16 protein-coding genes are annotated in these 21,861 nt (G+C 63.6%); 13 read left to right on the top strand and 3 right to left on the bottom strand.

Annotation, left to right across the window (positions count from 1 at the left end; all coding sequences use genetic code 11):
* Positions 1 to 6 precede the first annotated feature (6 nt).
* The 11 genes from PSN43_RS14205 (at position 7) to nifJ (ending at position 15,578) form a co-directional block, all read left to right on the top strand.
* Positions 7 to 1,548, top strand: a complete 1,542-nt coding sequence (locus PSN43_RS14205) for an SLC13 family permease (RefSeq protein WP_272701395.1) — start codon at positions 7 to 9, stop codon at positions 1,546 to 1,548.
* 100 nt (positions 1,549 to 1,648) lie between these two features.
* Positions 1,649 to 2,413, top strand: coding sequence for a cytochrome c3 family protein (locus PSN43_RS14210; protein WP_272701396.1), 765 nt, complete (start codon positions 1,649 to 1,651; stop codon positions 2,411 to 2,413).
* A 7-nt stretch (positions 2,414 to 2,420) separates the two neighbouring features.
* Positions 2,421 to 3,524: a 4Fe-4S dicluster domain-containing protein gene (locus PSN43_RS14215; protein WP_272701397.1), complete on the top strand. Its 1,104-nt coding sequence runs from the start codon at positions 2,421 to 2,423 to the stop codon at positions 3,522 to 3,524.
* Positions 3,521 to 4,471 carry an RnfABCDGE type electron transport complex subunit D gene (locus PSN43_RS14220; protein WP_272701398.1) on the top strand — a complete coding sequence of 317 codons (951 nt, stop codon included), beginning with the start codon at positions 3,521 to 3,523 and terminating at the stop codon, positions 4,469 to 4,471. The genes PSN43_RS14215 and PSN43_RS14220 overlap by 4 nt, the downstream gene beginning before the upstream one ends.
* 3 nt (positions 4,472 to 4,474) lie before the next feature.
* Positions 4,475 to 5,050, top strand: coding sequence for an RnfABCDGE type electron transport complex subunit G (rnfG, locus tag PSN43_RS14225; RefSeq protein WP_272701399.1), 576 nt, complete (start codon positions 4,475 to 4,477; stop codon positions 5,048 to 5,050).
* A 25-nt stretch (positions 5,051 to 5,075) separates the two neighbouring features.
* Positions 5,076 to 5,750, top strand: coding sequence for an electron transport complex subunit RsxE (gene rsxE, locus PSN43_RS14230; protein WP_272701400.1), 675 nt, complete (start codon positions 5,076 to 5,078; stop codon positions 5,748 to 5,750).
* Positions 5,751 to 5,768: 18 nt separating this feature from the next.
* Complete coding sequence (locus tag PSN43_RS14235; protein WP_272701401.1) at positions 5,769 to 6,344, top strand: electron transport complex protein RnfA; 576 nt, start codon at positions 5,769 to 5,771, stop codon at positions 6,342 to 6,344.
* 30 nt (positions 6,345 to 6,374) lie between these two features.
* Complete coding sequence (locus PSN43_RS14240; RefSeq protein WP_272701402.1) at positions 6,375 to 8,480, top strand: FAD-dependent oxidoreductase; 2,106 nt, start codon at positions 6,375 to 6,377, stop codon at positions 8,478 to 8,480.
* Positions 8,481 to 8,621: 141 nt separating this feature from the next.
* A complete protein-coding gene (pta, locus tag PSN43_RS14245) occupies positions 8,622 to 10,742 on the top strand; it encodes a phosphate acetyltransferase (RefSeq protein ID WP_272701403.1) in 2,121 nt (706 codons plus the stop codon).
* A gap of 1 nt (position 10,743) precedes the next feature.
* A complete protein-coding gene (locus tag PSN43_RS14250; RefSeq protein ID WP_272701404.1) occupies positions 10,744 to 11,949 on the top strand; it encodes an acetate kinase in 1,206 nt (401 codons plus the stop codon).
* 38 nt (positions 11,950 to 11,987) lie between these two features.
* Positions 11,988 to 15,578, top strand: a complete 3,591-nt coding sequence (gene nifJ / locus PSN43_RS14255; RefSeq protein ID WP_272701405.1) for a pyruvate:ferredoxin (flavodoxin) oxidoreductase — start codon at positions 11,988 to 11,990, stop codon at positions 15,576 to 15,578.
* Positions 15,579 to 16,047: 469 nt separating this feature from the next.
* Here the strand turns inward: nifJ and PSN43_RS14260 are convergent, their stop codons facing one another.
* A complete protein-coding gene (locus PSN43_RS14260; RefSeq protein WP_272701406.1) occupies positions 16,048 to 16,404 on the bottom strand; it encodes a NirD/YgiW/YdeI family stress tolerance protein in 357 nt (118 codons plus the stop codon).
* 425 nt (positions 16,405 to 16,829) lie between these two features.
* On the opposite strand from PSN43_RS14260, the gene PSN43_RS14265 reads away from it, so the two are divergent.
* Positions 16,830 to 17,906 carry an ADP-ribosylglycohydrolase family protein gene (locus PSN43_RS14265; protein ID WP_272701470.1) on the top strand — a complete coding sequence of 359 codons (1,077 nt, stop codon included), beginning with the start codon at positions 16,830 to 16,832 and terminating at the stop codon, positions 17,904 to 17,906.
* A 268-nt stretch (positions 17,907 to 18,174) separates the two neighbouring features.
* Here the strand turns inward: PSN43_RS14265 and PSN43_RS14270 are convergent, their stop codons facing one another.
* Entirely contained in the window at positions 18,175 to 19,656 is a 1,482-nt protein-coding gene (locus PSN43_RS14270) for a helicase HerA-like domain-containing protein (RefSeq protein ID WP_272701407.1), read from the bottom strand.
* 180 nt (positions 19,657 to 19,836) lie between these two features.
* Positions 19,837 to 20,481 (bottom strand): TetR/AcrR family transcriptional regulator, encoded by a 645-nt coding sequence (locus PSN43_RS14275; RefSeq protein WP_272701408.1) that lies wholly within the window; start codon positions 20,479 to 20,481, stop codon positions 19,837 to 19,839.
* Between the two features lie 125 nt (positions 20,482 to 20,606).
* Here PSN43_RS14275 and PSN43_RS14280 point away from each other — a divergent pair, with 125 nt between their 5' ends.
* The gene (locus PSN43_RS14280) at positions 20,607 to 21,860 is read left to right on the top strand and encodes an efflux RND transporter periplasmic adaptor subunit (protein ID WP_272701409.1); all 1,254 of its coding nucleotides are present in this window, start codon (positions 20,607 to 20,609) and stop codon (positions 21,858 to 21,860) included.
* Position 21,861 lies beyond the last annotated feature (1 nt).

Raw genomic sequence — 21,861 nt, forward strand, 5'->3', positions numbered from 1 at the left:
TGTAAAATGTCTGATCAGGCTGAATCCAACAAAGGCAAACAAATAGGGTTCTTTCTCGGACCCATTGTGTTCATCGCCATGCTGCTCATCCCGGCTCCCGAAGGCATGAAGCTGGAAGCATGGCGCGTGGCGGCCGTCACGGCTCTGATGGCCATCTGGTGGATCACCGAGGCCATTCCCATCCCGGCCACCTCCCTGCTGCCCATCGCCATGTTCCCCCTGCTGGGCGTCATGAAATCCTCGGCCTCCACCGCCCCGTACGCCAACCACCTCATCTACCTGTTCATGGGCGGCTTCTTCCTGGCAGTGACCATGGAACGGTGGAACCTGCACCGCCGCGTGGCCCTGTACACCATCAAGGCCATCGGCACGAGCCCGGCCCGAATGATCATGGGCTTCATGGTCGCCACGGCCTTCCTCTCCATGTGGGTGTCCAACACCGCCACCGCCATGATGATGGTGCCCATCGGGCTGGCCGTCATCCAGCAGGCCACAGGCTTCGACTCCGACCACCTGCGCGACAGCAGCAATAACGTCGGACCCGAGTTCAACTTCGGCCGCGGCCTGATGCTCGGCATCGCCTACGCCGCGTCCATCGGCGGCGTGGCCACCATCATCGGTACCCCGCCCAACACCGTCATGGCGGGCATGGTCGAAAAAATGTTCGGCGTGCAGATCGGCTTCGGCCAGTGGATGCTCTTCGGCGTTCCGCTGTCCGTCGTCACCCTGGCCATCGCATGGCTCCTGCTGACCAAGTTCCTGTTCCCCATGGGCGGCATGGAACTGGCCGGCGGCGAAAAAATCATCAATGAAGAAGTCAAGAAGCTGGGCCCCATGTCCAGCGAAGAAAAAATGATCGTCGTGGTGGGCTGTTTCGTGGCCACCTTCTGGCTGGCGCGCGGCTTCATGGCCGAATCCTCCTTCGTCCTCGGCATCATGCCCCACTTCAAGTACATCGGCGACGCCACCATCGGTATCCTCGGCGCCCTGATCCTGTTCGCCATCCCCGTCGACTTCAAGAAAGGCAAGTTCCTCCTGGATTGGAAGACCGCGGTCAAGATTCCCTGGGACGTCATCCTGCTCTTCGGCGGCGGTCTCGCCATCGCCAACGGTTTCGCCAAGACCGGCCTGGCGGCCTACATCGCCAGCCAGCTCGGCGCGCTCGAAGGCGCCAGCATGATCGTCTTCGTGGGCGCGGTGGTCCTCATCACCATCTTCCTGACGGAGATCACCTCCAACACCGCCACCGCCACCCTGCTCGTGCCCATCATGGGCTCCGCGGCCATCGCCATGGGCGTGCATCCGTACGCGACCATCATCGGTGCCTGCGTGGCGGCCTCCTACGCCTTCATGCTCCCGGTGGCCACCCCGCCGAACGCGGTCGTGTTCGGCAGCGGATGCGTGACCATCAAACAAATGGCAAAGGCAGGTGTATGGCTCAACCTGATAGGAACAATCCTGATTACGGCCTTCGTGGTCTACATCCTCCCGAGCCTCTGGGGCGTGGACCTCAGCATCGTTCCCGAATGGGCGGTCATACCCAAGTAACAACATACCCTCTGCGGGCGGCTACGGCCGCCCGCAGATAAAATAAATCATTCATATACAACAAGATGGAGCTGCCGTACCCTCGCGGCGGAGAGGAAAAATGCGTTCAAAATCGAAGATATTTCCCGTCCTTGCGGCGACCATAGTGCTCCTGGCGGTGGCCATCATCGGATACGTCCGATCGGGCCAGACGCAGCCGATGCCCGTGCGCATCCTATTCGAGAACAACGGGGGAAAGGTTCTTTTCTCCCACCTTGTTCACCACAGGGACTACCAGATCGAATGCTCCCGCTGCCACCACGACAAGGCCCAGCCGATCGTCTCCCCCCAGGACGAAGCTCTGGCCTGCGGCTCCTGTCATCCGAACGAGTTCGACGATAATTTCGTGGACAACCACATGGACTCCTTCCCCAACGAGTCCTACTGCGTGCGTTGCCACCATGTGGAGTACGACACAGTGCGCTTCGACCATGAGGCGCATACCGACTACGCCTCGGACTGCTACGACTGTCATCACGGCAAGGACATCGAGCCCGAGCCGCAAAAGTGCAACAACTGCCACACGGAAAAGAGCACGGACAAGCTCCTGTCCATGCGCGAGGCCGGGCACCAAAGCTGCGGCCAATGCCATGAGGACATGTTCGACAAGGGCCTTTCCAGTTGCAAGTCCTGCCACATCCCCAAGGACATGACCGACTACAAAGGCGATTTCTCGGCCTGCAACCAGTGCCATGAGTCCGAGACCAGGGAACTGGTCCTGCCCCGCATGAACGCCTTCCACGACCAGTGCATGTCCTGCCACGAAGAAATGGGAGCGGGCCCCTACGGCCCCGACAACTGCAACCAATGCCACATCAGCAGGTAGGCGGAATATGAATACCCTATCGACACCTCCCGCCCCGGCGGAGCTGACCCTGACCCGCCACTGTCCCCTGGTCACCTGCGGCCAGAAGGTCGAACGCGGCGAGCGCATCGCCACCGCGTCCGAGCCGGGCATGGGCGACATCCACGCCCCGTTCCCGGGGTCCGTGGAACACGTGGACCCGTACCGCATCCGCATCGTCCGCGAGGGCGGCGAGACCGTGGACCCGGCCATCCTCGACGGCCTGGGCGGCCAGGATCTTCTCGCGCGGCTGCGCGAACTCGGCGCGGACCTCCCGGCCTTCGGGCAGGTCGACGTCCTCATCCTCAACGCCGTGGACGAAGAGCCCGGCTTGCTCTCCAGGCGGACGCTGCTGGCCGAAAAGCTGGAAACCCTGCGGGCCGGGACCTCGGCCCTGGTCCGGGGATACAAGCCTGCGGAAGTCATCCTGGCCGTTCCCGGCGGAGTGAAGGAATCCCTGCCGGACATCGCCGTCAAGGTCATCTCCGATCAATACCCGCAGGGGCTCGATCCCCTGGTGGCCAAGGCCGTCACGGGCCAGGAAGCTCCCGACAACACCCTGGTGGTGGGTCTGGAGACGGTCTTCCATGCCGGAATGGCCATGGAAACAGGGCTGCCTGTCATGGAGACCATGGTCACGGTGGGCAACTCCGCCAGGCTCATCGGCCTGGGGTCCCCGGTCGGCGAGCTTCTGACCAGCGACGGATTGACCATCCACGATGGCGACCGCATCGTCCTTGGCGGTATGCTCCGGGGCACGGCGGCGGCTTCGCCCAGGCAGGGCGTCGACCGCGCAACCACCGCCGTAAGCCTGATCCGCAACCCGACTCCGGTGGCCATGGACGCGGCCTGCGTGGGCTGCGGCGAATGCGTGCGCCGGTGTCCGGCCCGCCTCGATCCGGCCATGATTACCAGCTACGCGGAGTTCGGCCGGTACGACAAGGCCGAGGCCGAAGCCGTGGACGTTTGTTTCGAATGCGGCCTGTGCGGCTTCTTCTGCATCGCCCGCCGCCCCATGCTCCAATACATCAGGCTCGCCAAGCACGAATTGGCGAAGGCCAAAGCCCAGTCCGGGGAGGAAACCCAGCCGTGAAGCCTCTCAACCCCTTTGCCCTGACCGTCTCGGTCCCGCCCCACCGCCATTGCGGCACCACGGTACGGGACCGGATGCTGACCATACTGGTGGCCATGCTGCCCGCCGCCGTCATGGCGTCCATGACCTTCGGGATGCCCGCCGTCCGGGTCATGGCCCTGTCCATGGCCACGGCCGTGCTGGCCGAAATGGCCTGCGATTATTTCATGGACCGCGAGACCGACGTCCATAATTTCCACGCCTTCACCGTGGGGCTGTCCTTCGCCTTCCTGCTCCCGGCCACCGCGCCCTGGTGGCTGGTCGCCTTCGGCAGCGCGGCCTCCATCGTGCTGGGCAAAATGGCCTTCGGGCCCCTGGGCGGCAGCCCGTTCTGCGCCCCCCTGGTGGGCTGGGCCATCTGCCGCATCTCCTGGCCCTCATTCATGGACATAGACGCCTCCATGCTCGGCATGGACCTGACCTACCCCCTGGCCCAGCTCAAGAACTTCGGCCTGGACGCGGTGCAGATCACCGACACCCGACAGCTCTTCCTGGGCAAGCAGCTCGGCGGCCTGGGCTCGGTCCAGATAGCGGGAGTGCTCCTGGGCGGAATGCTCCTGGTCATGCGCAAGCACATCTCGTCCATCATCCCTGTGGGAGTCATCGGCGGCGTCGCCCTGACCGCCTTCCTGTTCCACTGGATAGACCCGTCGATGTACGCCTCCCCGGCCTTCCACCTGCTGACCGGGTCCACCCTGTTCGGGGCGTTCTTCCTGGCCACGGACGGCCCGTCCAGCCCCAACCGGCAGATTCCCATGCTGCTCTTCGGCCTCCTGGCCGGGGCGCTCATCGTCATCATCCGGATTTACGGGGTCTACCCGGACGGCGTGCCCTTCGCCATCCTGCTGGCCAACCTGTTCACCCCGGCGCTCGAACGCATCCGGCCCAAGCCGTTCGGAAGGAGATAGGCCATGAAGGAAATGATGAAAATGATGATCGTCCTGTCGCTCATCTGCGGCATCGCGGGCATCACCCTGGCCGCGCTCAAGCAGGTCACGGCCCCGATCATCGAGGAACAGGTCCTGACCTATGTCCAGGCCCCGGCCATCCAGTCGGTCCTGAGCGGCTACGACAACGACCCCATCAAGGACCGCCGGACGTTCGATGTTGACGGCCGGACCGTGATGGTCTTCCCGGCCCTCAAGGACGGCAAGCTCATCGGACTGGCCTTTGAGACCTCGGGCAAGGGATACGGCGGCAACATCGGCGTCATGGTCGGTTTCGACGTCGGCGCCATGACCCTGACCGGCATAGGCATCACCACACTCAAGGAAACCCCGGGCCTGGGCGCGCGCGTGGCCGAGCACGGGTACGCCACGCAATTCAGGGGACATTCCCTGGAAAGCGTGGATCTGAAGAAGAACGGCGGCGACATCGAAGCCGTCGCCGGGGCGACCATTTCCTCCAACGGCACCGTGTCCGCGGTCCGCGAGGCCATCGCCATCTTCAACGCCCTAAAGGGCAAACTCGCCGGCGGCTGGTCCTAAGCCCGGCCCTTATTCGGAGTCGAACATGAACAGATTGTGGAAGGAATTCTCCAAGGGACTGTGGAAGGACCTGCCCCCGTTCAAGCTGGTCCTCGGCCTCTGCCCGGTCCTGGCCGTGACCAACACGGCGAACAACGGGCTCGGCATGGGCATGGCCGTGGTCTTCGTCCTGACCCTGTCCAACCTGATGGTCTCCCTGCTCAGGAAGATCATCCCGGCCAAGGTGCGCATCGCCTGCTTCATCGTGGTGGCCGCATCCCTGGTGGTGGCCGTCGAGCTGCTCATGCAGGCGTTCGCCTACCCGCTTTACCAGCAGCTCGGCATCTTCGTGCCGCTGATCGTGGTCAACTGCATCATCCTGGGCCGGGCCGAGGCGTTCGCCTCCAAGAACCCGCCGCTTTTGTCCATGGCCGACGGCATGGGCATGGGACTCGGCTTCACCATGTCCCTGACCTTCCTGGGCGCGCTGCGCGAGCTGCTCGGCACGGGCATGGTCTTCGGCGTCAACGTGTTATGGGAAGGCTTCCAGCCCATCGGCATCATGGTCAAGGCCCCCGGAGCCTTTGTCTCCCTGGGCGTCCTGCTGGCCATCATGACCTTCGTGGAAAACGTCCGGCGTAAGCGCAGGGGACTGGCCGCCGTCCAGGGTCCGACCCACGACTGCGGCTCCTGCGGCGGCTGCGGCCAGAAGAACTGCTAAGATTTCGAGGAAACGACCATGCAGGAATACTTCCTTCTCTTCATCGGGGCGATGTTCGTCAACAACATCGTTCTGGCCCAATACCTGGGCAACTGCCCCTTCATCGGCACCTCCAAGGAAACGTCCGTGGCCGTCGGTATGGGCGGAGCCGTGGTTTTCGTGGCCGTCATGGCCGCGGCCATCACCTGGCTGGTCCAGGAGTACGTTCTGGCCCCCTTCGGCCTGGACTTCCTCCAGACCCTGGCCTTCATCCTGGTCATCGCATCGCTGGTCCAGTTCGTGGAGATGTTCCTCAAGAAAATGGTCCCGCCGCTCTACAAGTCGCTGGGCATTTTCCTGCCGCTCATCACCACCAACTGCGCGGTCATGGGTATCGCGCTCATCTGCCAGCGCGAGGAGTTCGGCTTTTTCAAGACGGTCATGTTCTCCCTGGCGTCAGGGCTCGGCTTCATGCTCGCCCTGGTGCTTCTGGCGGGAATCCGCGAGCGGCTGTCCGTGCGGCGGCTGCCCATAGCCATGCGCGGCACGCCCATCGGCCTCATCATGGCCGGACTCATGTCCCTGGCCTTCTTCGCCTTCCAGGGAATGATCTAACCGACAACGACACGGAACGGGACGGACAACATGATACTGACATCGGGACTGACTCTGTTCGGCATCGGCCTGCTGGCCGCCGCCATCCTGGGCATCGCCTCGAAGCTCCTCTTCGTCAAGGAGGACCCGCGGATCGCGCTTATCGAGGACAACCTGCCCGGCGCAAACTGCGGCGGCTGCGGCTTCCCCGGCTGCTCCGGCGCGGCTGCCGCCATCGTGGCGGGCAAGGCTCCGGCCTCGGTGTGCATCGTGGCCGACGGCGAGGCCATCGCCGTCATCGCGGCCATCATGGGCCAGGAAGTCATCGAACGCGAGCCGGAACTGGCCGTGCGGGACTGCTCCGGCGGACAGCGGGCCGAGGAGCTCTTCCACTATGAGGGGGCCATGGACTGCCGGGCCGCCCATCAGCTCTACGGCGGGTCCAAATCCTGCCCCGAAGGGTGCCTCGGACTCGGCACCTGCGTCCGGGCCTGCCCCTTCGACGCCATCCACATGGGCCCGGAAGGCCTACCGGTCATCGACCCGGCCCAGTGCAAGGCCTGCGGCAACTGCGTGGACGCCTGTCCGCGCGGGGTCATCGGCATCTCCGGCATGTCCGCCCGGCTGCTGCACCTCAACCAGACCACGGACTGCCTGGCTCCCTGCCGCCAGAAGTGCCCGGCCCAGATCAATATTCCCCGGTACATCGAACAGATCAAGGCGGGCGACTACGACGGCGCGGTCATGACCATCAAGGAGCGCAACCCGCTGCTGGTCACCTGCGGCCGGGTCTGCCCCCGCCCGTGCGAAACGGTCTGCCGCCGCCAGCACGTGGACACGTCCGTGGGCATCAACATGCTCAAACGGTTCGTGGCCGACCGCGAACTCCGCTCCGGCACCCGGCTGCCCGTGCCTTGCGCGGCCGACACCGGCAAGCGCGTGGCCGTCATCGGCGGCGGCCCCGCAGGCCTGTCCTGCGCCTATTTCCTGCGCCGCCTGGGCCACAGCCCGACCATCTTCGACGCCATGCCCAAACTCGGCGGACAGACCCGCTACGGCATCCCGGAATACCGGCTGCCCAAGGCGGACCTCGACTGGGAAATTCAGGGCATCCTGGACCTCGGGATCGAGGCCAAGGTCAACACCAAGTTCGGACGCGATTTCACCATCGAATCCCTCAAGGCCGAAGGATACGAAGCGGTCTTCATCGGCATCGGCGCCTGGCAGGCGTCGGGCATGTACGCCGAGGGCGAGGACCTGGACGGCGTCATGGGCGGCATCGAATTCCTGACGGCCCACGCCCTGGGCCAGAAGCCCGAGACCGGCGACAAGGTCATCGTGGTCGGCGGCGGCAACACCGCCATCGACGCGGCCCGCACCTGCGTCCGCCTCGGGGCCGAAGTGACCATGATGTACCGCCGCACCCGCGCCGAAATGCCCGCCGACGAGGAAGAGATCGTCGGGGCAGAGGACGAGGGCGTGAAGTTCAGGTTCCTGGCCGCCCCGGCCCGCGTCATCGGCGACGAGAACGGCCACGCCACCCATCTCGAATATTACGAGATGGAACTGGGCGAGCCCGACGCGTCCGGACGCCGCCGCCCGGTCAAGAAGGAAGGCTCGGAACAGCGCATGGAGGCGACCCTCATCATTCCCGCCATCGGACAGAAGCCGGACCTCGGTTGCCTGTACGACGACTCCGAGGCCGGAACCTGTCCGCTGGAAACCACCAAGTGGCAGACCATCGTGGCCGACCCGGACACGTTCCAGACGGCCATCCCCGGCGTGTTCACCGCGGGCGACGTCTACACCGGCCCGGACCTGGTCATCTCGGCCATCGGCGACGGCCGCAAGGCCGCCCGGTCGATCCACTATCACATGATGCAGGGAGACATCCCGGTCCCGGACACCACGCAGAAGGGAATGATCCCGTACACGCTGTTCAAGGAAATCGATCAGGTGGAACGGAGGAACCGCGCTGTTCTGCCTCACCTGTGCCACGGCGATGACCGCAACTGCACCTTCAACGAGGTGGAAGGCCCGCTCACCGAGGAACAGGCCCGCGCCGAGGCGGACCGCTGCCTGCGTTGCGGACTGGTCTGCTACGACCGGGACGAGGCCTTCACTGCCGGGGAAAGGGACACCGCCCCGGACGCTTAATCAACCATACCCCATGCCCTACGGAGCTTAGAGGATGCCGTCGCAACAGCCCCAAACCAAGCCTCGGCATCCGGCCGGGGGAAGGCGATCCGACAAACGCCTTCCCCCGGTCCTCCACCGGCATTTCCCAAGGAGACCGATATGTCCAAGAGCCTCTATATAGCAGCCACCGAAGCCCGAAGCGGCAAATCCGCCATCCTCCTCGGGGTGATGCACCTGCTTCGGGCGAACCTCCAGCGCGTGGCCGTCTTCCGCCCGGTCATCAGCGATCCGATGGACGGCCGCAGGGATCACGACATCGATCTCATGCTTCGCCATTTCAAGCTCGATCAGGAATACGAGCAGACCTACGGCTACACCCTGAGCGAGGCCCGCAGGCTGATGAACAGCGGGAACAAGGCGCTGCTTCTGGAAAGCACCCTGAACAAGTTCAAGGAGCTGGAAAAGAACTACGACTTCGTCCTGTGCGAAGGCACCGACTACATCGGCGGCGGTGCCACCCTGGAATTCGAGATCAACGCCTCCATCGTCTCCAACCTGGGCTGCCCGGTCCTGCTCGTGGTCAACGGCCTGAACCGCAGCGACGACGAGCTGTGCGGCTCGGCCCAGCGCACGGTGGAAGTCTTCGAGGAGCGCGGCCTGGAGGTCATGGGACTCATCGTGAACCGCGCCCGTCCCGGATTCTCGCCCGACACGCTCCGGGACATCGAGGCCAAGACCCGCGCCTCGCACCCGCTGCTGGCCTACGCCGTCCCGGACGACAAGCGGCTGGGCAACCCGACCATTCACGACGTCATCAAATGGCTGGACGCCACCGTGCTTTACGGCCACGGCAGGCTGGACACGCAGGTGGACAGCTTCCTGACCGCGGCCATGCACATCACCAATTTTCTCGAATACATCGAGGACGGCGCGCTGATCGTCACCCCCGGCGACCGCATGGACATCATCCTGGCCAGCATCTCCTCGCGCCAGTCCTCCCTGTACGGCAACATCGCGGGCATCGTGCTGACCGGCGGGATACAGCCGTCCGAGACCGTGCACAGGCTCATTGAAGGATGGACCGGCGTCCCACTGCCCATCCTCAGCGTGAAGGACCACACCTTCAAGGCGACCCAGACGCTCCAGGCCCTGCACGGCACCATCGACCCCGAGCACCCGGCCAAGATCGCCTCGGCCATCGGCCTTTTCGAATCCTGCGTGAACATCGAGGAGCTGCGCAACCGGCTGGTCACCACCCAATCCACCAAGATCACGCCGATCATGTTCGAATACAACCTCCTTGAGACGGCCAAACGCGAACGGATGCACATCGTCCTGCCCGAGGGAACCAGCGACCGCATCCTCCGGGCCACCGAGATACTGCAACGGCGCAACGTGGTGGACATCACCCTGCTGGGCGACCCGGACGCCATCCTCTCCCAGGCCTCCCATCTCGGCGTGCAGCTCAACGGCGCGGTCCTGCTGGACCCGGCCCGGTCACCGCAGTTCGAGGACTACGCCCGGCGGTACTTCGAAGCGCGGCAGCACAAGGGCATCCGCATGGAGGACGCCCGCGACCGCATCGTCGACCCCACCTATTTCGGGACCATGATGGTCCATGCGGGCGACGCGGACGGCATGGTCTCCGGCTCGGTGACCACCACGGCCCAGACCATCCGCCCCGCCTTCGAATTCATCAAAACCAGACCGGACGCTTCCATTGTATCGTCCGTCTTCCTCATGTGCATGGGTGACCGCGTAGTCTGCTTCGGCGACTGCGCGGTCAACCCTAAACCCGACGCGACCCAGCTCGCGGAGATCGCCCTGAGCTCGGCGCAGACCGCCCGGCTCTTCGGCATCGACCCGTATGTGGCCATGCTCTCCTACTCCACGGGCGGCTCGGGCACCGGCGCGGATGTGGAGAAGGTCGTGGAGGCCACGGCCATCGCCAAGAGCCTGGCCAAGGAGCGGGGCCTTTCCATCCCCATCGAGGGGCCGCTGCAATACGACGCGGCGGTGGACCCGGACGTGGCCCGGACCAAGCTGCCCGGTTCCGAGGTGGCCGGACACGCCACGGTCTTCATCTTCCCGGACCTGAACACCGGCAACAACACATACAAGGCCGTGCAGCGGGCCGTCCCCGGCTCCACCGCCATCGGCCCGGTACTCCAGGGGCTGAACAAGCCGGTCAACGACCTCTCGCGCGGCTGCCGCGTGCGGGACATCGTCAACACCGTGGCCATCACCGCCATCCAGGCCCAAGCCCAAAGGAACGCATAGCATGAAAATCCTGGTCATCAACTCCGGAAGCTCGTCCCTCAAATACCAGCTCATCGACATGGCTGACGACAGGGTCATGGCTTCGGGCCTCATCGAGCGTATCGGCGAGGAAATAGGCTCCATCACCCAGAAATCCAATCCGGACAAATGGCCCGACGCCAAATCCGTGGAGCATCTGCCCATCCTGAATCACAAGGAGGCCATGGGACTCATGGTCTCGAAACTCACCGGCGAGGAATGGGGCGTCATCGACTCCCTGCGCGACATAGACGCCGTGGGACACCGCGTGGTCCAGGGCGGCGAATCCTTTTCCACGCCGGTCCTGGTGGACGCCGACGTGGTGGAGACCATCCGCGACAACATTCCGCTCGCGCCCCTGCACGCCGCCAACCTGGTGGGGATCGAAGCCGCCCTGGAGCTTTTTCCAGGCACGCCGAACGTCACCGTGTTCGACACCGAATTTCATCAGACCATGCCGCCCAAGGCGTTCATGTACCCGGTCCCGACGGACCTCTACGAGGACCTCAAGATCCGCAAGTACGGATTCCACGGCACCTCCCACAAGTACGTCACCAGGGAGGCCGCGGCCTTCCTCGGCAAGCCCGTTGACGAAGTGGACCTGATTACCGCCCACCTGGGCAACGGATGCTCCATGGCCGCGGTCAAGAACGGCCGATGCGTGGACACCACCATGGGACTGACCCCGCTTGCCGGGCTGATGATGGGCACCCGTTCGGGCGATGTGGACCCGGCCCTGTTCCCCTTCATCACCAAGCACCGGAATATGTCCGTGCTTGAAGTGGACACCATGCTCAACAAGCAAAGCGGCCTGCTCGGCATTTCCGGCCTGAACGACATGCGCGACGTGCACGCCGCCCGCCAAAAGGGCAACAAGAAGGCGCAGCTCGCATTCGAGATGTTCGCCTATCGGGTCAAGGCCCAGATCGGCTCCTACCTGGCCGTGCTCGGCCGGGCCGACGCCGTGGTCTTCACGGCGGGCATCGGCGAGAACGACGCCTTTGTCAGAGCCGCCGCCTGCGAAGGGCTCGAAGGCCTCGGCATCCGGCTCTCCGCGGAACGCAACGAAACGCGCGCCCCCGGCGTGCGCCGCATCAGCACCGACGACAGCCCGGTGAACGTGCTCGTGATCCCCACCAACGAGGAACTGGAGATCGCCCACGCCACCAAAGCGCTGGTTGATGGATAAACATATATAATACCTAGTTATAAGAAACGGAGCACAACATGTCCAAAATGAAGACAATGGACGGCAACACCGCTGCCGCGTGGGTGGCCTACGCCATGAGCGAAACCGCCGCCATTTACCCCATCACCCCTTCCTCCTCCATGGGCGAGATCGCCGACGAGTGGGCCGCCCAGAACAAGAGAAACGTCTTCGGCCATCCCCTCAAGATCCGCCAGATGCAGTCCGAAGCCGGCGCGGCCGGCGCGGTGCACGGCTCCCTGGCCGGCGGCGCGTTGACCACCACCTTCACGGCTTCCCAGGGTCTGCTGCTGATGATCCCGAACATGTACAAGATTGCGGGCGAACTCCTGCCCTGCGTGTTCCACGTCTCGGCGCGCGCCTTGGCCGGTCACGCCCTGTCCATCTTCGGCGACCACCAGGACGTCATGGCCTGCCGCCAGACCGGCTTCGCCATGCTCGCTTCCGCATCGGTGCAGGAGGTCATGGACCTCGCGCTGGTCGCGCACTTGTCCACGGTGGAAGCCTCGGTTCCCTTCGTGTCCTTCTTCGACGGCTTCCGCACCTCCCATGAAATCCAGAAGATCGAGACCATCGACTACGCGGACATGCTGCCCCTGCTGAACATGGAAAAGGTCGCCGAATTCCGCACCCGGGCCATGAACCCCGAACATCCGAACATCCGGGGCACGGCGCAGAACCCCGACATCTACTTCCAGGGTCGCGAGGCCGCCAACTCGAACTACGAAGCCATCCCGGCCATCGTCGAAGAGTACATGGGCAAGGTTTCCGCCCTCACCGGCCGCAATTACAAGCCCTTCGACTACGTTGGCGCGCCCGACGCGGAGCGCGTCATCATCGCCATGGGTTCCGCCTGCGAAACCATCGAGGAAGTGGTCAACCATCTGCTCGAACAGGGCGAAAAGGTCGGCCTGATAAAAGTCCGTCTGTACCGCCCCTTCTCCGCCGCCCACTTCCTGAGCGTGCTGCCTGCTTCCTGCAAGAAGCTCGCTGTCCTCGACAGGACCAAGGAACCCGGCGCGCAGGGCGACCCCCTGTACCAGGACATCTGCGCCGTGCTGTTCGAACAGGGCGTCGGCCCGGCAGTGATCGGCGGCCGGTACGGCCTCGGCTCCAAGGAATTCACCCCGGCCATGGTCAAGGCTGTCTACGACAACCTCGCCTCCCCGGCCCCCAAATCCAGATTCACCGTAGGCATCGACGACGATGTCACGAACTCCTCCCTCGTCCTGACCGGGACCCTGGACACAACCCCCAAAGGCACCGTGCAGTGCAAGTTCTGGGGTCTCGGCTCGGACGGCACCGTGGGCGCGAACAAGCAGGCCATCAAGATCATCGGCGACAACACCGACATGTATGCGCAGGGCTACTTCGCCTACGATTCCAAGAAATCCGGCGGCATCACCATCTCCCACCTGCGCTTCGGCAACGAGCCCATCCAGTCCACCTATCTGGTCGCGGCCGCCGACTACGTGGCCTGCCACAACCCGAGCTACGTCAACCTCTACGACGTGCTTGAAGGCATCAAGGACGGCGGCACCTTCGTCCTGAACTGCGCCTGGACCGGCGGCGAAATCGAAAAGAACCTCCCTGCCGCCATGCGCCGCACCATCGCCGAAAAGAAGCTCAAGTTCTACACCATCGACGCGGTCAAAATCGCGGGCGAGGCCGGTCTCGGCGGACGCATCAACATGGTCATGCAGACCGCCTTCTTCAAACTGGCCGACGTCATCCCGTTCGAACAGGCAGTCAGCCTGCTCAAGGACGGCATCGACAAGGCGTACGGCAAGAAGGGACCGAAGATCGTTGAAATGAACTGCGCCGCCGTGGACAAGGCTCCCGACGCCCTGGTCCAGGTGGACGTGCCCGCCTCCTGGGCGTCCCTGGCCGACGAACCCGCGTCCGAGACGGACGAGCCCGACTACGTGAAGAACGTCATGCGGCCCGTCCTGGCCCAGAAGGGCGACACCCTGCCGGTTTCCGCATTCTCCAAGGACGGCACCATGCCGGTCGCCACTTCCCGTTGGGAAAAACGCGGCGTGGCCATCAACGTGCCCGAGTGGATCGCCGACAACTGCATCCAGTGCAACCAGTGCGCCTTCGTCTGTCCGCACGCCGCCCTGCGCCCGGTCCTGTTGGCCGACGAGGACGCGTCGGGCGCGCCTGCTGCCTTCGCCACCGTCGAAGCCAAGGGCAAGGACGTCAAGGGAATGCGCTACCGTATGCAGGTCAACACCCTGGATTGCCTCGGTTGCGGCAACTGCGCCGACATCTGTCCGGCCAAGGACAAGGCCCTGGTCATGAAGCCCATCGCCACCCAAACCGCCGAGCAGGTGCCCAACTTCGACTACACCGAAACCGTGGCCTACCGCGACGCCTTCAAGCGCGACACGGTCAAGGGCTCCCAGTTCCGCCAGCCGCTCATGGAATTCTCCGGAGCGTGCGCCGGTTGCGGTGAAACCCCCTACGTCAAGGTGCTGACCCAGCTCTTCGGCGAACGCATGGTCATCGCCAACGCCACGGGCTGCTCCTCCATCTGGGGCGCTTCCGCACCGTCCACCCCGTACTGCACCAACCGCGACGGCTTCGGCCCGGCCTGGGGCAACTCCCTGTTCGAAGACGCGGCCGAATTCGGCTACGGCATCGGCATGGGCCTCGACAACCGCCGAGAAATCCTTGTCGCCAACTGCGAAAAGGCCCTTGAAACCGCCGACGGCGACGTAAAGAAAGCCCTGGCCGACTGGCTGGCCGCAAAAGACGATCCCGAAGCCTCCGCCGAGACCGGCGCGGCCCTCAAGACCGTCCTCGCTTCCGCGACCGGCGACAACCTCAAGGCCATCGCGGCCGACGCCGACCTGTTCACCAAGAAGTCCATCTGGATCTTCGGCGGCGACGGATGGGCCTACGACATCGGCTACGGCGGCGTGGATCACGTCCTGGCGTCCGGCGAAGACATCAACATCCTCGTCCTCGACACCGAGGTCTACTCCAACACCGGCGGGCAGTCCTCCAAGGCCACCCCGCTCGGCTCCATCGCCAAGTTCGCAGCCGCGGGCAAACGCACCGGCAAAAAGGACCTCGGCCGCATGGCCATGACCTACGGATACGTCTACGTGGCTTCCGTATCCATGGGCGCGGACAAGCAGCAGCTCCTCAAGGCGTTCCGCGAGGCCGAAGCCTACAACGGACCGTCCCTGATCATCTGCTACGCCCCGTGCATCAACCAGGGCATCAAGAAGGGCATGGGCAAGACCCAGCTCGAACAGAAGCTCGCCGTGGACTCCGGCTACTGGCCGCTCTTCCGCTTCGACCCGCAACGCGCCGACAAGGGCGAAAACCCGTTCCAGCTCGACTCCAAGGCCCCGGACGGCTCCCTCCAGGAATTCCTGTCCGGCGAAAACCGGTACGCCATGCTCGAACGGTTCCACCCGGACCTGTCCAAGACCTACCGCTCCAAGATCGAACAGGACTACGACAACCGCTATACCATCCTCAGCCGCATGGCCGAGGAAACGCCTGTCGCCCCTGAATCCGAAGACCCCGCCGCCTGCGACTCCGGCATCTCCGCCGAAAGCCCCGGCTCCGGAGAGCCGTGCGACGACGGACGCTAAACGACAATAGCGCGGGTGGAGTTTTGTGACCGCAACTTACAAAATATACTCCTAGGGAATCACCCCGCGTTATGGACCTCCCGTCAGAAGACGGGAGGTCCTCTTTTTTGGGAGGCCTCCGGCGGCCGGGGGGAAGGGAAGAGGGAAACCCTTTTCAAAGGGTTGTCCCTCTTCCCTTCCCCCCGGACCCCCCATCCCATCTCCTTTCCTAAACTTTTTGTGGCCGCTTCGCGGGGCGGGCAGCGGCTCGAAGCTCTTCTGCTTAATGTAATATTTAGCGGTGAAATGGATATGTTAGAAAACCGATGCATCAGCTTACGTGTTATCCCGCGAAGCGGCGCCAAAAAGTTCTGGAGGGGGAGTCCAGAGGGGGAAACCTCTTTCAAGAGGTTCCCCCTCTGGCCGCCGGAGGCACAAAAAAAGGGACGCCCCACAGGGCGTCCCTTTTTCAATTCATATATGGACCGGACTAGTTGTGCATGGTCACGGAGTCGGCCTTGACTTCGGTGTACATGAGATCGTTGACGATCTTGCCGTTGACGTCGACATCGGCGTTGGTGATGACGTCCTTGTTGGCCTGGGCGTTCTGCATGTGGACCACCAACTCGCCGGTGTTGTCGGAGAACAGCACGCTGTTGTCGTTGATGACCTTGACGATACGGCCGTGCAGCACAACGCCGGTATCCACGCTGGAAGCCTTGGCCTCGGCCACGGTGTGCGCCCTCATGTCATGGGCTTCGGTGGCGCCGGCGAAAGACTTGGCGGCAAAAGCGGTAGCGACACAAACGGTAAATACGAGCATCAGAGCCAGGGTAAAACGCTTCATCACAATATCCTCTCTTTAAATTTATTTGCTTCTCAATACCGGCACCCAACCGGCTACGACTCACATCTACCACACCGATTTAAAATGTGAAGAAAAAATTTCGCCTCTAATTATTCGAATTAACTTGTTTTTTAAAAAAAGTTCATTTTTTAATTGATCGGTCAATCAAAAAAATGCCTATTTTTGCTTGTCGGAAGTAAAAATCGGGCAGCGGATATTATTTCCCGGCGGGATCGTTTTCCGAGCATATCCGCCCCTGAATTTCGGAGTCGAACAGGCCAAAAATCGACCCGCATTTTCCCCTCTGAATTCGACCGATGAAGAGCTTTCGAAAAAGGCCCATTCACCATATACTAGATCGTGAAAGTCTGGTTTCACCCAAAAACGACATGGGCCTTCAAGACAGGAGGACGGACATGAATGCAATGCGCGATCGGGCCGCGGGAGCGGTCATGGGCGCTTTCATCGGCGATGCCCTGGGCCTCGGCCCTCATTGGTATTATGACTTGGACGAAATGCGCCGCGACTATGGCGAATGGATCGACGGCTACACCGATCCCCTCCCCGGCCGATATCATGAGGGGCTGAAGGCGGGTCAGCTTTCCCAATCGGGATTCATCCATAAATTGACGATTCGCTCCCTGGTGGAACGTGGGGAATACGACGAGGAAGACTTCTGCCGCCGGATGGATGAGGAACTTTTTCCCCTGCTCAACGGCGAACCCGCCCATGGGCCGGGAGGGTACACCAGCCAATCCATTCGCGAAGCCTGGCGGAGACGCGTGGAACAGGGGTTGCCGTGGGGCCGGACCGGCGGAAACGCCGACACCACGGAGGCCATCGAACGGGTCCTGTCCATCGGTGTGCGCTACGCCCTGGACCCAGTGCGCATGGCCGCCGCCGTAAGCGGAAACACAGCCCTGACACAAGCCGACGACGCGGTCATTTCCATGACCGTCGCCTATTGCGCGGTACTGTCCATGCTCGTGAAGGGGCATCGGCTCGATCCGATCCTGCCCGCCAAACTCATGCGGCAGGTCAAAGACGGCGTGCTGCCGTTCCATGCCGTCACCCGCGAGGGGCTCAAGGCTCCCCGGCCCGGAGACCCGGACCCGCCGCGCGCCGGTCGTTTCGCGTCCCCGGACGCCCTGCTGTCCCCCGGCTACATGGCACTTGCCGCCGCGGACCCGGGGGTAAGCATCGAACCGGCCTGGAAAGTATCCCTGGTGTACGGGATGCCCTGCGCCATCTACCACATGCTTCCGGCATCCTATTACCTGGCCGCCCGATTCCACGACGACTTCGAATCGGCGGTGCTCAACGCCCTCAACGGCGGCGGGCAGAACATGGCCCGGTCCACCCTGACCGGCGCGTTGGTCGGTGCCCAGGTGGGACTGTCCGGCATTCCGCAACGTTTCCTGGACGGACTGGAGGAGCGGGAAATCCTGCTGGACCTGGCTCAGGAGCTGGCCGTCCAGGCCGTCGAAGCGAGCGAGTCCTGATTCGTCCCAAGATAAGCCGAAACGGGAAAACAGGTGGGGGGCTTCCCTTTCAACGCCCTGAAGAGGGGACTCAGGTGTTGAAAGCCGCTTCGCGGCAATAGTCGAATGATTTCGCCTCCGGCGGGCAAGGGCTCGCACCCTTGCATCCCATGTATGCGCCTTCGGCGCGGACTTACCGAGGTGTTCCAGTTTGGTTTGACAATCCACAGGGCGCAAAAAAAGGATGCGAGCCGAAGCCCGCATCCCTTTTTCGTCATAGGCATGGGAATTATTTCAACAGGCCGCCCAATACGCCGCGCACGATGCGCCTGCCGAAGGCGGAGCCGATGGAACGAATGGCGGATTTGGCGAAGGCTTCGACCAGCCCCTGGCGATTTGAGCCTGCCCGACTCGCCTTGGCGGCACGGCGCTCTTCCTTTTCCCGCTCCTGTTGTTGGAGATGCGCCTGACGCTGCTCCTCCATCTCCTTTCGGCGGGCCGTGAGAATTTCATAGGCCGATTCCGGGTCGATCTCCTGTTCGTAGTGGCCGTACAGGACCGATCCCCGGACGATCCGCTCCATTTCCGACGGCTCCAGCACGCCCAGGCGGCTGCGCGGCGGCAGTATCAGCGCCCTTTGCACCATGCCCGGCGCGCCCTTGCGCTCAAGGAACGAGACCAAGGCCTCGCCCACGCCGAGATCGGTGATGGCCGCTTCCACATCCAAGTCAGGATTCTCGCGGAAGGTCTGCGCCGCCGTGCGCACGGCTTCCCTGTCGCGCGGGGTGTAGGCCCGCAAGGCGTGCTGCACCCGGTTGCCGAGCTGGCCGAGCACGTCCGGCGGCAGGTCCGTGGGCATCTGGGTCACGAAGTACACACCCACGCCCTTGGAGCGGATGAGCCGGACGACCATTTCGATCTTGTCCACCAGCGCGCGGGGCGCGCGGTCGAAGAGCAGGTGCGCCTCGTCGAAAAAGAAAACCAACCGGGGCTTTTCCGGGTCGCCCACCTCGGGCAGGGACTCGAAGAGTTCCGACAGGAGCCACAACAGCATGGTTGAATAGACGCGCGGCGAGCGCAGCAGCCGGTCCGCGGCCAGGATGTTGATTACGCCCTTGCCGTCCTGGGTCTGCATCAGGTCGTCCAGGTTCAAGGCCGGTTCGCCGAAAAATTCGTCCGCGCCCTGCTCTTCCAGGGCGAGCAGCCCCCGCTGGATCGCGCCCACCGAGGCCGCCGAGATATTCCCGTATTCGGCCCGGAACCGTTTGGCGTTCTCGGCCAAATAGACGAGCATGGCGCGTAGGTCGTTCAAGTCGAGGAGAAGAAGCCCCTCGTCGTCGGCGATGCGGAAGGCCATGGACAGGACGCCGCTCTGGGTGTCGTTCAAATCCAGCAGCCGGGCCAGGAGCAGCGGCCCCATCTCCGAAACCGTGGTGCGCAGGGGATGGCCCTTGGCCCCGAAAACGTCCCAGAAAGCCACGGGGTAGGCCTGATAGGCGAAATCCGTCAGGCTCAACGACTCAACCCGCTCGCGCACCTTTGCATGGTCGCCGCCGGGCTGGGCCATGGTCCCGATGTCGCCCTTCACGTCGGCCATGAAGACCGGCACGCCGATGTCGCTGAAATGTTCCGCCAGAACCCGCAGGCTGACGGTCTTGCCGGTCCCGGTGGCCCCGGCGATAAGCCCGTGACGGTTGGCCATATGGGGCAGGATGCCGAGGGCGAGATCGCCGCTGCGGGCCACCTCAAGCTGGGGAAGATGTTCGCTCATGAAAAAATCTCGCTGGTTGTGGGGCTTTCCCGGGGAAATCCGGAATCATTCCCATATGCCCCAACATACCGCAAATTCACGGGGAGTAAAGACGAAAGCCGCGCCCCGCACAGGACGAGGACGCGACAAAACGGCGCAGGGCCGGGGTTGCGCCCGCCGCCCAGCCCGTATCGCGGCATATCAGGACCTGTCCCCGCCGGGCAGCGCTCCTTTCAGGAAAATGTCGATACACCGCCGAAAATGCGCGGCGCGCTCTTCCCGGTTAGCCCATCCGAAGCCGCCCAAAGCGTCGAAAAAGACCGCGCCGACAAGCGTATCCATGAGCATGTGCGCGGCGCTGTCGGTGCTCTCGACGTCCAGACGCCCCTTCTCGCACTGGCGGTCCAGCCAGGCCTTCAGCTCCATGCGGGTCCGGCGGCCGCCCTGGCGGCGCAAAAGGTCGCGAATCTGCGGGTGCTGCACGGACTCGATGTTGATGGTGCGCAAAAACGCCGCGCGAAGCTCGTAGGATTCCTGGTCGAGATCGATCATGAACATGCGCGCCAGCGCCTGATCCAGCGGCAGGTCGTCGTAGCGGTCGCTGAAATCCACCATTTTCATGCGATGGGCCTCGACCACGGCGGCGAACAAATCGAGCTTGGTGGGGAAAAGGCGGTACATAGTCTGTTTGGAAATCTTGCATCGGGCCGCGATTTCAAGAGTGCGGGTTCCTGCGAACCCCTTGCGCACGAACAGCTTTTCCGCCGTCTGGACGATCCGCTTGCGGCGTTCGTCGTCGGACATGGCCTTGGGCCGTCCACGCCGAATCTTCGCGTCCGCTCCCATCTTCCTCCCCCTGCGTTTTACAACTTTTCACAATTTACCGGATTGACAGTCCGGCTCGCCGACCATATTAGTACTGCCTGGTACCGTAATTGATGACGCTTTCAAGCGTCAAGGAGGAATCGACTTTGAAAATCGTCCCGTCCACGATGTATTTCCCTTCCGCTCCGGGCCGCGCGTCCGCCCTTCCCTTATTCCTGCTCTGCCTGCTTGTTCTGGCCGGATTGGCGGGTTGCAAGGACTCCACCCCCGAAGCCCGGGCCACCAGGGCGCCGGTCGAGGTCGGCGTGATGACGCTGCACGCGCAGTCCGTGACCCTGACCACGGAGCTGCCGGGCCGGACCACGACCTCGCTTGTGGCCGACGTCCGTCCCCAGGTGGACGGCATCATCCGCGAGCGTCTCTTCCGCGAAGGCGGCGAAGTCAAGGCGGGCGACGTGCTCTACCGCATCGAGCCTTCAAGCTACCGGGCCGCCTACGACAGCGCCCTGGCCGCGCTGAAAAAGGCCCAGGCCTCCCTGCCCAGCTCCGAGAACAAGGCCAAGCGGTATTCCGAACTCATAAAGGACAAGGCCATCAGCACGCAAGACTACGAGGACGCCAAGGCCATCTACGAGGCCGATCTGGCCGCGGTGGCCGCCGCCAAGGCCGAAGTGGAACGCGCGCGCATCAATCTCGGGTACACCGAAATAAAGGCCCCCATCAGCGGACGCATCGAAAAGTCCAACCTCACGCCCGGCGCGCTGGTGACGGCCAACCAGAGCGTTCCGCTGACCACCATCCGGAAGCTTGATCCCATCAACGTGGACATGACGCAATCGAGCACCAGCCTGCTCAACCTGCGGCAGGCCATCGCCGCCGGGCGCATCCACACGTCCGGCACGACCATGTCCGTGAAACTGAAACTCGACAACGGGACCGTCTACTCCCACCCCGGCACCCTGGAATTTTCCGAGACAAAGGTGGACGAGGGCACCGGCACCTTCACCGTGCGCGCCGAGTTCCCCAACCCCGACCGCCTGCTCCTGCCGGGCATGTATGTCCGCGCCATCATCGAGGACGGCCGGATCGACAACTGCTACCTGGTTCCCCAGCGGGCCGTCGCCCGGAACACCAAGGGCGAACCCATTGCCCTGTTCGTGAACAAGGAAGGCAAGGTCGAACAAAGGGTCCTCGCCGTGCGCCGCAACGTGGGCAACTCCTGGCTCGTGGAGTCCGGCATCGCCGACGGCGACAAGATCGTGGTCCAGGGGACGCAATTCATCCGCCCCGGACAGGCCGTGAACACCAAGGAAATGACCGTGGTGGACGCCACGGGCGAGGTTCGGGCCGTGCAGGCCGAAGGGACCGCCGAGGCGGCCTCGGCGGGCGGAGAGGGCTAGA

The organism is Desulfovibrio sp. Fe33, assembly GCF_028532725.1.
GTDB lineage: Bacteria > Desulfobacterota > Desulfovibrionia > Desulfovibrionales > Desulfovibrionaceae > Pseudodesulfovibrio.